Raw genomic sequence first — 14,656 nt, 5'->3', positions numbered from 1 at the left:
CTAAGGATCATTCTGATGAAAACAAGTTACAAAACCATCGCATCTCTTGTATTAGCAGTCTCTGCTGCCCCTGCTCTGGCCAACTGGTCAGTCAATGTTGGTGCTATTACTGTGGCACCACAGGATTCCAGCAGCCACCTGAATGTAGTGGAAACTGTTGCTGGTTTGCCAGCCAACTCCACAGAGTTGTCTGTAAATAACAATACCCAGTTGGGTATTACTATCGACTATCAACTGAATAAAAACTGGACCATAGAGCTGATTGCAGCCACCCCATTTAGCCATGATATCCAGGTGAAAGGTTCTGCCATCAATGGTTTGCCCATTGGCAGCAGCAAACATTTGCCACCCACTTTGTTAGCTCAGTACCATTTTGATTTGGGCGACAGCAGGTTTGATCCTTTTATTGGCTTAGGTCTGAATTACACTACCTTTTTTCAGGAAGAAGTATCAGGCGAACTGGTCAGCACCTTACAGGCGCTGGATGTCACTGATGCAAATGACAAAGTGGAGCTAAAATTAAAAGACTCAGTGGGCCTGGCCATGCAGGCAGGTGTCAATATCAAACTGGCGGACAACTGGAGCGCCCATTTGATGCTGAGCAAAATGGATATAGAAACTGAAGGTCGGGTGCAGGTCAACGGCACTACTATTCAATCAGTGGACGTGACTATCGACCCTTATGTTTGGATGATAGGCGCTCGTTATTCTTTTTAAGTCTTTCTCAGTAACACTGTTCCGGGCAGCTTTTACAGGCTGCCCGGACGTCGTTCAGGATGCGACAGCCAGTTTATCTAAATACAGCTGCGGTAAATTAAACTGAATGCCAATAGACAATCCTCTGTCTTCCAGTCTGGAATTACGCACTTCTCCCTGAATTTGCTGATCAATGCCTATTTTTTCACATTGAATATGTAAAACCACAGGCGCCAGATTCACCTTGCTGCCCTGATGAGAGGGCTCAAACAGGAAACGACAACCGCCACTGGATACGTCAACTAAATGCCCACGGAAACTGCGGGCATGCTGCACAACTTCCAAATTTAAACGTACCGAAGCAGGAATAAAAATGCTGTTACGTCGTTCGGTGCGCAAAGCACGGCGTTGGATCACCGCTGGAAAGCTGATCACCACTAATTTATCTGGGAAACGCATCAGTTGAAGCAGTTCAGATTTAAAGGCAAAACATTCACCGACAGAATCCTCCACTAAAAAGCGGCAGACCACAGCCAGACCATTAATAAAAAACCGGTCTGGCAAGCTGTCGTCATCAAGCCTGAACAACACATATTTACCGGCTTTATAACCCACCAGCTCACAGCTGCAGCGGCTTTTGCGTTGATCCAGCAATTCGACATCAAAACGCTGGCCAATTTTGACATGTGACAACCATTCTTTATTGTCTTGGGGTTCAGAACTCACAGCAACTTGCATACCTTATCCTTCAGGTTACATCGACTTCTTGTCGGCCATCTCACTCAAACGGGCTATATAAAAAAAGAGATGGAACTAGTGTGTAAAAAAATAACCTTGGGATCAAGATAAAAATGAAAATAACTGCAGATACAATAAAAATGAAAGGTTTAATTAAAAACTCTTTTACATAAAACAACAAAATCGTCAGGAACGATTTTCACTCACGTCGTCCGTGACGTTCGCCTCCGGCAGCTAAAGCTGTGAAAAACGGCTATCCTGCCGTTTTTTTAACAACGCGAAGCGTTGGCCCGGCAGGGTGAGCGCCAGGGATGGCTGCGAATAAAACAAAACCTGCCGAAGCAGGTCTTGTTTGTATCATTTTTAGGCTCTTAACCTAACCAGACTCGTGCGTTGCGGAACATCCGCATCCACGGGCTGTCTTCCTGCCATTCATCCGGATGCCAGCTGTTCGCCACAGTGCGGAATACCCGCTCAGGGTGAGGCATCATGATGGTGACACGGCCATCGGTAGTCGTTAACGAGGTAATACCCAGCGGTGAGCCATTAGGATTCGACGGGTACTGAGTAGTCACATTGCCGTAGTTATCGACAAAACGTAAGGCTACGGTGCCACTTTGATCCGCAGCCTGCAGTGCTGTTTGCGATGCAAACTCCGCATGGCCTTCACCATGGGATACAGCGATAGGCATACGGGATCCTGCCATACCTTTAAAGAATAAAGAGGCACTTTCCTGCACTTCAACCAGACTGAAACGGGCTTCAAAACGCTCAGACTTGTTGCGGACAAAACGTGGCCATAAATCAGCACCAGGGATCAGGCTCTTCAGATTCGACATCATCTGACAACCGTTACATACACCTAAGCTGAAGGTCGTTTCACGTTCGAAAAAGGCCGCAAACTCTGCCCGTGCTTTGTCGTTAAAGAGCACTGACTTCGCCCAGCCTTCGCCAGCACCTAAAACGTCACCGTAGGAGAAACCACCACAAGCCACTAAGCCGTTAAACTCAGCCAATGAACGACGACCAGATAAGATGTCGCTCATATGCACGTCTACCGCATTAAAGCCTGCTCTGTTGTAGGCAGCTGCCATTTCAACATGAGAGTTCACGCCCTGCTCACGCAGAATAGCAACTTTCGGTTGTGCGCCTTTCAGGATATAAGGGGCAGCCACATCTTCGTTCAGGTCAAAGCTTAATTTTGCATTTAAGCCAGGATCCGTCACGTCAGCTTTAGCCACAAATTCCTGACGAGCACCTTCAGGGTTATCACGCATCAACTGCATTTGATAGGTGGTTTCTGCCCAGATGGTACGCAAAGTAGTACGGCTGTTGCTATACACCAACTGATCACCGTGGCTGATCTGAATTTGATCGTCCGTTGTCACTTCACCTAATAAATGCGCAACTGCAGATAAATCATGCTGAGCTAAAATCGCCTGCACTACTGGTAAATCGCTGTTAGCCACCTGCACTACAGCACCTAACTCTTCGCTGAACAGCACGGCTAAATTGTCTGTGCCTAAAGTCTGAATATCCACTTTGACACCAGCTTTACCGGCAAAGGCCATTTCTGCCAGAGTCACAAACAAACCACCGTCAGAGCGGTCGTGGTACGCCAGTAATTTCTGTTGTGCAACTAAAGCCTGAACAGCCTGATAGAAGTTCATCAGTAATTCAGGGCTTTCCAGATCCGGTGCTGTCTGGCCTAATTGCTTATAGACCTGAGCTAAACAAGAGCCGCCTAAACGGTTGGCACCCTGACCTAAATCCAACAGGATCAAGCTGCTTGCACCTTTGTCAGTGCGCAGCTGTGGTGTCACAGTACGACGTACATCTTCAACACGGGCAAAAGCTGTGATAATCAAAGATAAAGGCGAAGTCACTGTCTTCTGCTCACCATCCTGTTGCCAGCTGGTTTTCATCGACATGGAGTCTTTACCTACAGGAATAGTTAAACCCATAGCAGGACACAACTCTTCACCTATGGCTTTAACGGCCTGATACAAACCAGCATCTTCACCAGGGTGACCTGCTGCAGACATCCAGTTGGCCGACAGTTTGATATGTTTAATATCGCCTATCTGAGTCGCTGCAATGTTAGTAATAGATTCAGCCACAGCTAAACGGGCAGAAGCTGCGAAGTCCAATAAGGCGACAGGGGTACGTTCGCCCATAGACATGGCTTCACCATGGTAAGTATCGTACGAAGCTGAAGTCACACCGCAGTTCGCTACCGGCACCTGCCATGGACCTACCATCTGATCACGCGCCACTAAACCTGTGACTGTGCGATCGCCAATGGTGATCAGGAAGGTTTTTTCAGCAATAGTAGGTAAACGTAATAAACGCTCAGCGGCATCAGCTACTGTGACGCCGTTCAGATCTAAAGCTTTACCTTCTGTCACTTGAGTTTTCACATCACGGTGCATTTTAGGCGCTTTGCCCAGCAGCACGTTCAGTGGCAAATCAATAGGCGTATTGCCAAAATGCTGATCAGATAAGGTCAGGTGGTGCTCTGCAGTGGCTTCACCTACTACAGCATAAGGTGCACGTTCACGTTTACAAATTTCTTCAAATACAGGCATCTGGTCGGCTGGAATCGCCATTACATAACGTTCCTGTGATTCGTTACACCAGATTTCCAGTGGCGACATGCCTGGTTCGTCGTTTGGCACGTTACGTAATTCGAACTTACCGCCCACACCACCATCGTTCACCAGCTCAGGGAAGGCGTTGGACAAACCACCTGCACCTACGTCATGGATAAAACAAATCGGGTTTTTATCGCCCAGCTGCCAGCAGCGATCTATCACTTCCTGGCAACGGCGTTCAATTTCAGGGTTTTCACGTTGTACTGAGGCAAAATCTAAATCTTCAGCCGACTGGCCTGAAGTCATAGATGAAGCTGCACCACCACCTAAACCAATGTTCATGGCCGGGCCACCCAGCACAACCAGTTTGGCACCTACAGGCAACAGACCTTTTTGCACGTGTTCAGCACGGATATTGCCTAAACCACCGGCAATCATAATAGGCTTGTGGTAACCACGCACTTCTTCGCCATTGTGGCTTGGCACTTTTTCTTCGTAAGTACGGAAGTAACCCAGAATATTTGGACGGCCAAACTCGTTATTAAAAGCAGCACCACCTAAAGGACCATCCGTCATGATGTCCAAAGCCGTCACTATACGATCAGGTTTACCGAAGTCGGTTTCCCACGGTTGTTCAAAACCCGGGATACGTAAGTTGGATACAGAAAAACCTGACAAACCGGCTTTTGGCTTAGCGCCAACACCTGTTGCGCCTTCATCACGGATTTCACCACCAGAACCAGTAGCAGCGCCAGGGAAAGGCGAAATAGCTGTTGGGTGGTTGTGAGTTTCGACTTTCATCAACACATGAATATCTTCATGGTTGTAGCCATATTCCTGAGTGTCAGCAGACGGGAAAAAACGACCGGCTTTAGAACCTGTCATTACAGCGGCGTTGTCTTTATAGGCTGACAACACATGTTCCGGTGTTTTTTCGAAGGTATTTTTGATCATTTTAAACAGCGACTTCGGCTGTTGTTCGCCGTCTATAGTCCAGTCGGCGTTAAAAATCTTATGACGGCAGTGCTCAGAGTTGGCCTGCGCAAACATATAAAGTTCGATATCATTTGGGTTGCGGCCCAACTGATTAAAATTTGTCACCAGATAATCGATTTCATCGTCGGCTAAGGCCAGACCCATATCTATATTGGCTTTCACTAAAGCTTCACGGCCACCTGTGATGATATCCACTGAACTTAAAGGCGCAGGTTCAGCTTTGCGGAATAAAGCTGAGGCTTGTTCAAACTCGCTGAACACCACTTCCATCATACGGTCGTGTACTAAGCCTTTTAACTGCTGCAGCTGAGCTTCAGTTAAAGTGGCAGTGGTCTGAATATAATAAGCCACACCACGTTCTAAACGTTTGACCTGACTCAGGCCACAGTTTTTGGCGATATCAGTGGCTTTGGAAGACCATGGAGAAATAGTGCCAGGGCGTGGCGTCACCACCAGCAACAAACCTTCTGGTGTATGGCTGACGATAGTAGGTCCGTAAGTCAGCAACTTGCTTAATGTAGTTTGTTGTTCAGCCGACAGTTCGCTGCTTAAATCAGCAAAATGCATAAATTCGGCATAAACACCATGTACAGGCAAGGAGGCTTTGGCACAAAGATCGATGAACTTCTGAACTCTAAACTCGGACAGTGCAGGTGCACCACGCAGGATCAACATAGGTTTTTTTTCCGTTGGTTGAGCGACAATGGAACCCAAAATCAGGCGCCGCATTATAAAGAAAAAACGTCAGTAATGGTATGAATAAGATCTGACGGCCTGCAGGAATTTTGGTATAAATGGCGCAGATTGGAAGCAAAGGCATAACCGGATGATTCGATTTGGTATTTCAGCAGCTGCACTGACAGCAGTAGTTTCTTGTACTCCGGTACAGGAACCTGTTCAGCTTCATGAAATTTATCAAAGAGATAGCATTCGTGTTGGCATTTTAAACAGCCCTACCAGCTATTATGTAGGAGCCGATGGCCCAACAGGGTACGACTATGAACTGTCGGTGGCTTTGGCAGAAAAATTAGGTGTCGAGCTGGAGTTATACCCCAGTTTTCAGCGTGAAGAATTACTGCAAAAATTGGATTCGGGTCAGGTTGATTACATAGCTGGTGGTTTAGCTGTGACGGACAGCCGCAAACAAAAGTACCGTATAGCACCAGCTTATTTATGGCGCAATGAAGTGGTGGTGTACCGTAAAGGTAAAAAAAAGCCGGGCAGTTTTAACGATATTAAAGCCCCTATTCTGGTACCTAAAGACAGCTCTTTGGCTGAAACACTCAAAGAAGTTCAAAAAGACCACCCACAACTGCAATGGCAGGAAAGTGAATCTGAAGATGCAGATGAACTGCTGCAGCAAGTAGAAGACGGAAAAATTCCTTATACGCTGGTCGATTCCAACTTATTGGCGGTGAATCAGCGCTTTTTCCCCAACTTAACGGTTGCCTTTAAAGTCAAAGAGCAGCAGCCAGTGGCCTGGCTGTTAAATAATAAAGCTGACGATTCCTTCTGGGCCGTATTGATTGAGTTTTTTGGCCAGAATTACCAGTCCGGTGATTTATTGAGCCTGGAAGATAAGTACTTTGGTCATATTCGACGTTTTGATTACATAGCCACGCTGGATTACATCAAAGCTATTGAAAAAGATTTACCTCGCTATCAGCCGTTATTCGAAAAATATGCAGGCAACTTTGACTGGCGTTTATTGGCAGCCATAGGTTATCAGGAATCCAACTGGCGGCCTGACGCCCGCAGCTCCACTGGTGTCATTGGTTTAATGATGCTAACGGTCAGCACAGCGCAAATGATGGGCGTCAGTAGCAGGCTGGATCCGGCGCAAAGTATCAGAGGCGGTTCTAAGTATCTGCAACGTATGGTTGAACGTATCCCTGAGCGTATTCAGATGCCGGACCGTCTTTGGTTTGCTATAGCAGCCTACAATATTGGTTGGGGCCATGTCGAAAGCGCTCGCGTATTAACTGAGCGGGATGGTGGCAATCCGGATCAATGGCATGAAGTGAAACAACGCTTGCCTTTGCTGCAACAAAAACGCTATTACCAGAATACAAAACTGGGGTACGCCCGTGGTGCTCAGGCGGTTTATTATGTGGAGAACGTACGTCGTTTCTACGATACGCTGTTATGGGTAGATGAAAAGAAAAAAACCGAACAAAGGTTAGATCAGCAAAAACAGCGCCTTAATGAGCAATTTGGCGATAAAACCGTAAATTCAATAGAAAAGTCCGGGAACATATAGCTGTCCTTATTAGTCTTATTATTGTAACTGCAACGTTAAGCTTTTATAGTAGCGGCACTAATTGGGAGTCATTGAATGTTAAAACGTAAAAAACCTACAATGCTGCGCAAGCGGCGATTAATGGATGTTGCATCCAGCAGAAGACGAGTGAGCCGCAATATGACGATGTTAAAATTAAACAGACGCCGCCGCTCTTTTCAATCTATTCAGGATTTAGCCAGCGCTAACGAGGCTATTGCTTAACCTGCCCTTCCTCAACACTCTGTTGTTTTTCCTGCTGTTTTAAAGCCTTTTGTTCTGCCCTGCGACGGCGGAAAAATTCAGAGAGTTTGTCGGCGCATTGCTGCGCTAAAAGACCATCCGACACATCAAGCTGATGATTCAACACCGGATGTTTCACTATATCCAGCACTGAACCTGCGGCCCCTGTTTTGGCATCTTTAGCGCCAAACACCAGACGTTTTACTCTGCTGTGCACTAAAAGACCTGCGCACATAGCACAAGGCTCTAAGGTGACATACAAGGTGCAATCAATTAAGCGGTAATTGCCAATTTTTTCTGCCGCCTGCCGAATCGCCATCATCTCGGCATGAGCCGATGGGTCATTGAGTTGAATGGACTGATTCCAGCCTTCCCCCAACACCACGCCATCTTTGACCAGCACAGCACCTACAGGAATTTCGCCGCTTTGCTCAGCTTTATCGGCCAGTTGCAAAGCATACTGCATCCAGTATAAATCGTTGTCTGCGGTCATCTTTGCCTCTTGTGCTGCTGAATCTGGCTAATTTTACCAGCTAAGGTTAAGCTTTTGACTATATTTTAGTGAGTTTACTTAAAGTTACCTAGCTTAAAATAGGCTAAGCATTTGAATAAAAACAAGATGTTAACTATGGTATAACACTTGCTACTTGTTGTACGCTCATTTATCAGTTCAGTTTATACAGACTTAGGGAAGGAATATCATGGGACCATTTGAAATAGGTTTTGTCGCTGTTGTTGGCGCTTTTGGTTATGCTTTTTATGAAAACTACACTAAAACACAAATCAAAATGAAAAGTGCCGGTCAATCAAATGACGAAATTAAACAACAAATAGAGCAACTAAAAGAAAGGGTTGCCACTTTAGAAGCGATAGTGACGGATAAATCCTATCAGCTGAAACACGAAATCAATAAGCTGTAAAAAGTGAAAAGGGGCAGATTAAATCTGCCCCTTTTTCTACCCATAGTAATTGGTATTGCAGCGCAACGACCTGTAGGGGCGTGGTTTATCCGCGCCCGTCCCGATTTAAAATCTAAACCGGGAACACGCAGTCAACAACGCTGCGGCTTCAAGTACGAAGGGGTTTATCCAAAGTAATTGGAGTTGCAGCTAGGCGACAAGTGTTCGAGACCCAAGGAGCATAGTTGTCCTATGTGACTTGGGCGAGAACACGCAGTCAACAACGCTGCGGCTTCAAGTACGAAGGATAAATTATTCCCACTCAATAGTTGCTGGTGGTTTACCTGAGATGTCGTACACCACACGGGAAATACCATTCACTTCATTGATAATGCGGTTAGAAATCTGACCTAACAGCTCATACGGCAAATGTGCCCAGTGTGCTGTCATAAAGTCGATAGTCTCTACTGCGCGGATAGACACGACCCAGTCGTATTTACGGCCATCGCCCATCACGCCGACAGATTTCACTGGCAGGAATACAGTAAAGGCCTGACTGACTTTGTCGTACCAGCCTGAATTACGCAGCTCTTCGATGAAAATCGCGTCGGCTTTACGTAATAAATCACAGTATTCTTTTTTCACTTCACCTAATACCCGCACACCTAAACCCGGGCCTGGGAAAGGGTGACGGTACAGCATGTCGTAGGGCAAACCTAAAGCTAAACCTACTTTGCGCACTTCATCTTTAAAGAGTTCACGCAGTGGCTCGACTAAACCCATTTTCATATCAGCAGGTAAACCGCCAACATTATGGTGCGACTTAATCACATGAGCTTTACCAGTTTTAGAAGCGGCAGACTCAATGACGTCAGGGTAAATAGTGCCCTGAGCTAACCAACGAGCGTTGCTTAGCTTTTTCGCTTCTTCGTCAAATACTTCAACAAATACGCGACCGATAATTTTACGTTTGGCTTCAGGTTCTGCTTCACCTTTTAAGGCGTCGAGGAAACGGTTTTCAGCTTTCACATGAATAATGTTCAGACCAAAATGATCACCAAACATATCCATCACCTGAGCGCCTTCGTTTAAACGCAATAAGCCGTTATCGACGAATACACAAGTCAGGTTTTTACCTATAGCGCGGTGTAATAACATAGCCACAACGGAAGAGTCGACACCACCGGATAAACCTAAAATGACCTGATCATCACCGACCTGCTTTTTGATATTGGCAATAGCGTCGTCAATAATGGTGGCCGGAGTCCAGAGTTTTTCACAACCACAGATATCGACCACAAACTGCTCTAACATACGCAGGCCCTGACGGGTGTGAGTCACTTCAGGGTGAAACTGTACGCCATAGAACTGACGGGCTTCGTCTGCCATAGCAGCATGAGGGCAAGTTGGCGTTTGCGCTGTAGTGACAAAACCTTCTGGGATTTGTACTACTTTGTCACCATGACTCATCCAGACATCGAGTAAGCCGTGGCCTTGTTCGTTCAGATGATCTTCAATACCGGTGAACATGGCATTTTCTGCAATCAGCTCAACCTGGGCATAACCAAATTCGCGATGCTCAGAACCAGACACTTTACCGCCCAGTTGCTCAGCCATGGTTTGCATGCCGTAGCACACACCCAGTACAGGCACACCGGCTTCAAATACATAAGAAGGAGCACGAGGTGAACCGGCTTCGGTCACACTTTCAGGACCACCGGATAAAATAATACCGGTTGGAGCAAATTCAGCGATTTGTTCAGCAGTAACGTCCCATGCCCACAGCTCACAGTAAACGCCAATTTCACGCACACGACGGGCGATCAGCTGAGTATATTGCGAACCGAAGTCGAGGATTAAAATTCGATGGAAGTGAATGTTTTTGCTCATAATCACCTTGTAGTAACAAATGTCGAACGAATAAAAAACTGAGGCTGGCGAAAAGCCAGCCTCTGATTAAGCGGTTAACCTAAGCGGTAGTTTGGTGCTTCTTTGGTGATTTGCACATCATGCACGTGCGATTCACCCATACCAGCTGAGGTTACTTTAACAAAAACCGGCTTAGTACGAACTTCAGCGATAGTAGAACAACCTGTTAAGCCCATAGAAGAGCGCAGGCCACCCATTTGCTGGTGAATAATAGTGCCGATTGGGCCTTTGTAGGCCACACGGCCTTCAATACCTTCAGGCACTAACTTCTCTGCATTGTTGCTGCCCTGGAAGTAACGGTCAGATGAGCCATTACGCTGCGCCATAGCACCTAATGAACCCATACCACGGTAGGATTTGTAGTAACGGCCCTGATACAGCTCAACTTCGCCCGGCGCTTCTTCAGTACCGGCAAACATAGAACCGACCATCACACAATGTGCACCAGCCACTAAAGCTTTAGCTATATCACCTGAGAAACGAATACCACCGTCAGCGATAATACAAACGTCCATACCCTGAACGCCATCTACTGCATCAGAGATAGCCGTCAGCTGTGGTACACCACAACCTGTGACAATACGGGTAGTACAAATAGAACCAGGACCTATGCCCACTTTGACAGCATTGGCACCAGCTTCGGCTAAGGCTTTTGCGCCTTCAGCTGTGGCAACGTTACCTGCAACTATTTGCAAATCAGGGTATAAAGCGCGGGTTTGACGTACGCGATCTAACACGCCTTCAGAGTGACCGTGTGAAGTGTCTATTAATAAAATATCCACACCAGCTTCGACTAAAGCGGCAATACGTTCGTCTGTGCCAGGGCCTACGCCCACAGCAGCACCCACACGTAAGCGACCAAATTCGTCTTTACAGGCATTTGGTTTGCTGGCGGCTTTATTGTAATCCTGTACTGTGATCAAGCCTTTTAATTTAAAAGCGTTGTCGACCACTAATACTTTTTCAATGCGGTGTTTGTGCATCAAAGCTAAAGCTTCGGCACGAGGGCCTGCTTCGTTCACTGTCACTAAACGCTCTTTTGGCGTCATCACAGAAGAAATAGCCAGTTGCGGGTTGGTTTCCACGTTCAGGTCACGACCTGTCACTATGCCAACCAGGTTGTTGTCAGCATCCACTACAGGGAAACCAGAAAAACCATGCTGAGCCGCCAGCTGCTGCACTTCACGGATACTTTGTTCCGGACGTACAGTGACAGGGTCTGAGACTACACCACTTTCGTATTTTTTTACTTTACGAACATTGGCTGCCTGCTCTTCAATAGTCATATTCTTGTGAATAAAACCTAAGCCACCTTCCTGTGCTAAAGCAATAGCTAAACGAGCCTCGGTGACAGTGTCCATAGACGCCGATACCATAGGAATATTTAACGTAATTTTGCTGGTCAATTGAGTCCGCAGGTCTGCGGTATGGGGTAACACAGTGGAGTGCGCCGGTACAAGTAACACGTCGTCAAATGTAATGGCTTCTTTCACGATCCTGAGCATTGCAACAATCTCGCTGTTAAAAAAAGAGGGGGGAATGTTGCGGCGCAATTTTATCCGCTTTTACGCTTTGCCACAATCAGTTTTTCGCTTTTGTGTTACATTAACTGCCTGAACCACCGGAATCCACCTTATGTCGCAAGCTGATATTTACACTGTCTCCCGCTTAAACTCTGAAGTTCGCCTGACGCTTGAGCTGCAATTCCGTCAGCTGTGGTTAGTGGGCGAAGTGTCCAACTTTATTGCTGCCTCTTCCGGTCACTGGTACTTTTCGTTAAAAGATCAGGCCGCTCAGGTCAAAGTGGCGATGTTTAAACAAAGCAACAGATACGCCAGTTTGCAGCCAAAGAATGGTCAGCAAATTTTGATCCGCGCCCGTATCAGTGTGTACGAACCCCGGGGTGAATATCAGTTATTGGCCGATATGCTGGAACCTGCTGGCGATGGCTTGCTTAAACAGCAATACGAACAAATTAAAGCCACGCTGGCTGCTGAAGGTTTATTAGCACCTGAGCGCAAAAAGCCGCTGCCTAAAAAAGTACAAAAAGTTGGAGTAGTCACCTCCCCTACTGGCGCTGCCATTCGCGATATCATCACAGTACTGAAACGCCGCGCTCCAGCTTTGGAAGTGATTATTTATCCTTGTTTAGTCCAGGGGACTCAGGCTCCGGCGCAAATTTACAATGCCATTCAAAAAGCTATCTCCCGCAATGAAGTGGATGTGCTGCTGATTGGCCGTGGTGGTGGCTCGCTGGAAGATTTGTGGTGTTTTAACGATGAGCAGGTGGCGCGCTTAATAGCCAACTGCCCTATTCCAACCGTCAGTGCCGTAGGCCATGAAATTGACTTTACCATAGCCGACTTTGTTGCTGACGTGCGTGCAGCTACGCCATCAGCTGCAGCTGAGCTGGTATCGCCTGATCAACAACAACAGCTGCAGTTAGTGCTCTCAGCAGAACAACGCTTGCAACGTTCGATGCAAAGCTATTTAAGACAGCAGCAACCGCGTTTAACGGCCTTGGTGCATCGATTAACCTTGCTCGACCCGGCTCGGCGTTTACAACAACAGCAGCAGTATCTGGATGAATTACAGATGCGGCTGCAAACAGCCTTAGTACGACGCATCGATAAAGCGGCGCAACAGCAGCAGTTTTTACAACATCGTTTGCAACAACTGACGCCACTGGTGCGGATTAAACAGCAGCAACAAAAGCTTGAACAGCACAACCATCAGTTACACCAATCCATGCAGCAGTTACTGAAGCAAAAGCAGCAGCAATGGTTATTGCAAAGCAGCCGTTTGCATACCGTCAGCCCCTTAGCCACTTTAGAGCGCGGTTACAGCATCAGCTTTGACGAGCAGCAGCAAGTGATTACGGATGCATCAACGCTACAACCGGGCCAGCAGGTGAAAACCCAGCTGGCGAAGGGGCATTTTCTCGCCCGTATAGAACAAGTTTTTCCAAAACACTGATGCAGCCAACTGATATCAGGCAAATAGCCACAGAATTAGTGCAAGTGCTAGGGCCAACAGACTGGGCCATAGGCGGCAGCTTCTTATTGCAGTGTTATGGCATAGAGCCACAAGCCCGGGATTTAGATTTAGTCTGCACACTGGAACGCTTTGAGCAGTTTAAAACCCTGCTCAGCCAGTATGCTCACCTTGTGCCTGTATCGCTGCATCCCATTTATCGCAGCAAGGGCTTTGCCCGTTTTAACAAAAATGGCCTTGTGATCGAACTGATGGCAGGCATACAGGTGTTAAAAGACGACGGCTTGCAGCAATTTTTGTTTCAGCCTGAAAAAACCAGTTGGCAGCAAGGGTTACCGCTTATGCAGTTAGCTGACTGGCTGGTGTTGTATCAGCTGTTTGAGCGGCCAAAGCGGGTGGCACAACTGCAGCAGTATTTCAATGACACGACCCACACAATAAAGACGAATAGATAAAAATCTCAGTTCAGGCCGACATACAAGTTGTAACTGTTCTGCAGATAGTTTTATGTTCTGATAGTGGCTGTATTTTTGTAAAGTAACAAGCAAACAGAAGGCCTGCACCAATGAAAGTAAAAGTATTTATAGCCACCAGCCTGGACGGTTTTATCGCTAAAAAGGACGGTGACATTCAGTGGCTGACATCAGCAACAGATTCTACCGACGATCATGGTTACAGCGCCTTTATGTCTGGTATTGACGTAATTTTAATGGGCCGGGCCACCTTTGAAAAAGTACTGAGTTTTGGCATCGACTGGCCTTATCAGGTTAAAACTGTGGTGTTGAGTCATCAGCTAAGCTCTGCTGATTTACCGCCTGAACTACAAGACAAAGTAGAGATCCGTCAGGGTGCTATGGTGGATATTATTCATCAGCTTAAGCAGCAAGGTTATAAAGCTGTTTATCTGGATGGCGGCACTATCATTCAACAAAGCCTGCGCCATAACCTGGTGGATGAACTGACGCTAACCCGTATTCCGGTGCTGATAGGTGAAGGCATCCCACTGTTTGGTACTTTGCCTGCGGATATCAAACTACAGCATTTGGAAACCCGGGTGTACCAGAGTGGTTTTGTGCAGAGTAGGTATGGTTGTATATAAGCGGGAGCTGAAATAAATCCTGAGTTACTGGTCTTTTTTTTTGTGCTGTGTATCGACTGCTTTTCTGATTAGTAGAAATGAGCGAAAACGGAAATGACGCACACCGCAAGATTCTAACACTTTCAAATTACCTAAAAAATGGACAGATAAAGATTTGCATCCTGATGCTAAAAATACGGAGATTCAAAGC

At 46.7% G+C, this 14,656-nt stretch carries 12 protein-coding genes; 7 read left to right on the top strand and 5 right to left on the bottom strand.

The window, feature by feature from the left end; genetic code table 11:
* Positions 1–15 precede the first annotated feature (15 nt).
* Positions 16–717 carry an OmpW/AlkL family protein gene (locus tag RHEIN_RS18550; RefSeq protein ID WP_008900519.1) on the top strand — a complete coding sequence of 234 codons (702 nt, stop codon included), beginning with the start codon at positions 16–18 and terminating at the stop codon, positions 715–717.
* A 54-nt stretch (positions 718–771) separates the two neighbouring features.
* Here RHEIN_RS18550 and RHEIN_RS18545 read toward each other — a convergent pair whose 3' ends face one another.
* Both RHEIN_RS18545 and purL read right to left on the bottom strand, forming a co-directional pair.
* Positions 772–1,434 carry a PilZ domain-containing protein gene (locus RHEIN_RS18545; protein WP_008900518.1) on the bottom strand — a complete coding sequence of 221 codons (663 nt, stop codon included), beginning with the start codon at positions 1,432–1,434 and terminating at the stop codon, positions 772–774.
* Between the two features lie 371 nt (positions 1,435–1,805).
* On the bottom strand, positions 1,806–5,699 hold the full coding sequence (purL, locus tag RHEIN_RS18540) for a phosphoribosylformylglycinamidine synthase (RefSeq protein WP_008900517.1): 3,894 nt from the start codon (positions 5,697–5,699) through the stop codon (positions 1,806–1,808).
* 151 nt (positions 5,700–5,850) lie between these two features.
* On the opposite strand from purL, the gene mltF reads away from it, so the two are divergent.
* Positions 5,851–7,284 carry a membrane-bound lytic murein transglycosylase MltF gene (mltF, locus tag RHEIN_RS18535; RefSeq protein ID WP_008900516.1) on the top strand — a complete coding sequence of 478 codons (1,434 nt, stop codon included), beginning with the start codon at positions 5,851–5,853 and terminating at the stop codon, positions 7,282–7,284.
* 75 nt (positions 7,285–7,359) lie between these two features.
* Positions 7,360–7,527 carry a hypothetical protein gene (locus RHEIN_RS21125; protein WP_008900515.1) on the top strand — a complete coding sequence of 56 codons (168 nt, stop codon included), beginning with the start codon at positions 7,360–7,362 and terminating at the stop codon, positions 7,525–7,527.
* On the opposite strand, the gene tadA is transcribed toward RHEIN_RS21125, so the two are convergent.
* Positions 7,517–8,038 carry a tRNA adenosine(34) deaminase TadA gene (gene tadA / locus RHEIN_RS18530; RefSeq protein WP_008900514.1) on the bottom strand — a complete coding sequence of 174 codons (522 nt, stop codon included), beginning with the start codon at positions 8,036–8,038 and terminating at the stop codon, positions 7,517–7,519. The genes RHEIN_RS21125 and tadA overlap by 11 nt on opposite strands.
* A gap of 208 nt (positions 8,039–8,246) precedes the next feature.
* Between tadA and RHEIN_RS18525 the strand changes: the two genes are divergently transcribed.
* Positions 8,247–8,465, top strand: coding sequence for a hypothetical protein (locus RHEIN_RS18525; RefSeq protein ID WP_008900513.1), 219 nt, complete (start codon positions 8,247–8,249; stop codon positions 8,463–8,465).
* Positions 8,466–8,756: 291 nt separating this feature from the next.
* Here RHEIN_RS18525 and guaA read toward each other — a convergent pair whose 3' ends face one another.
* Together guaA and guaB are read right to left on the bottom strand one after the other, a co-directional pair.
* Positions 8,757–10,334: a glutamine-hydrolyzing GMP synthase gene (gene guaA / locus RHEIN_RS18520; RefSeq protein ID WP_008900512.1), complete on the bottom strand. Its 1,578-nt coding sequence runs from the start codon at positions 10,332–10,334 to the stop codon at positions 8,757–8,759.
* Positions 10,335–10,408: 74 nt separating this feature from the next.
* Entirely contained in the window at positions 10,409–11,878 is a 1,470-nt protein-coding gene (gene guaB, locus RHEIN_RS18515) for an IMP dehydrogenase (RefSeq protein ID WP_008900511.1), read from the bottom strand.
* 130 nt (positions 11,879–12,008) lie between these two features.
* Between guaB and xseA the strand changes: the two genes are divergently transcribed.
* The 3 genes from xseA to RHEIN_RS18500 all read left to right on the top strand — a co-directional run bounded on the left by xseA (position 12,009) and on the right by RHEIN_RS18500 (position 14,466).
* Positions 12,009–13,349, top strand: coding sequence for an exodeoxyribonuclease VII large subunit (gene xseA / locus RHEIN_RS18510; protein WP_008900510.1), 1,341 nt, complete (start codon positions 12,009–12,011; stop codon positions 13,347–13,349).
* The gene (locus tag RHEIN_RS18505) at positions 13,349–13,822 is read left to right on the top strand and encodes a hypothetical protein (protein ID WP_008900509.1); all 474 of its coding nucleotides are present in this window, start codon (positions 13,349–13,351) and stop codon (positions 13,820–13,822) included. The genes xseA and RHEIN_RS18505 overlap by 1 nt, the downstream gene beginning before the upstream one ends.
* A gap of 110 nt (positions 13,823–13,932) precedes the next feature.
* Complete coding sequence (locus tag RHEIN_RS18500) at positions 13,933–14,466, top strand: dihydrofolate reductase family protein (RefSeq protein ID WP_008900508.1); 534 nt, start codon at positions 13,933–13,935, stop codon at positions 14,464–14,466.
* The last annotated feature ends 190 nt before the right edge of the window (positions 14,467–14,656 follow it).

Origin of the sequence: Rheinheimera sp. A13L, from assembly GCF_000217935.1 — a bacterium.
Classification (GTDB): domain Bacteria; phylum Pseudomonadota; class Gammaproteobacteria; order Enterobacterales; family Alteromonadaceae; genus Pararheinheimera.
The sequence above is the reverse complement of the archived record's forward strand: the minus strand, read 5'-3'. Positions and strand labels throughout refer to the sequence as shown.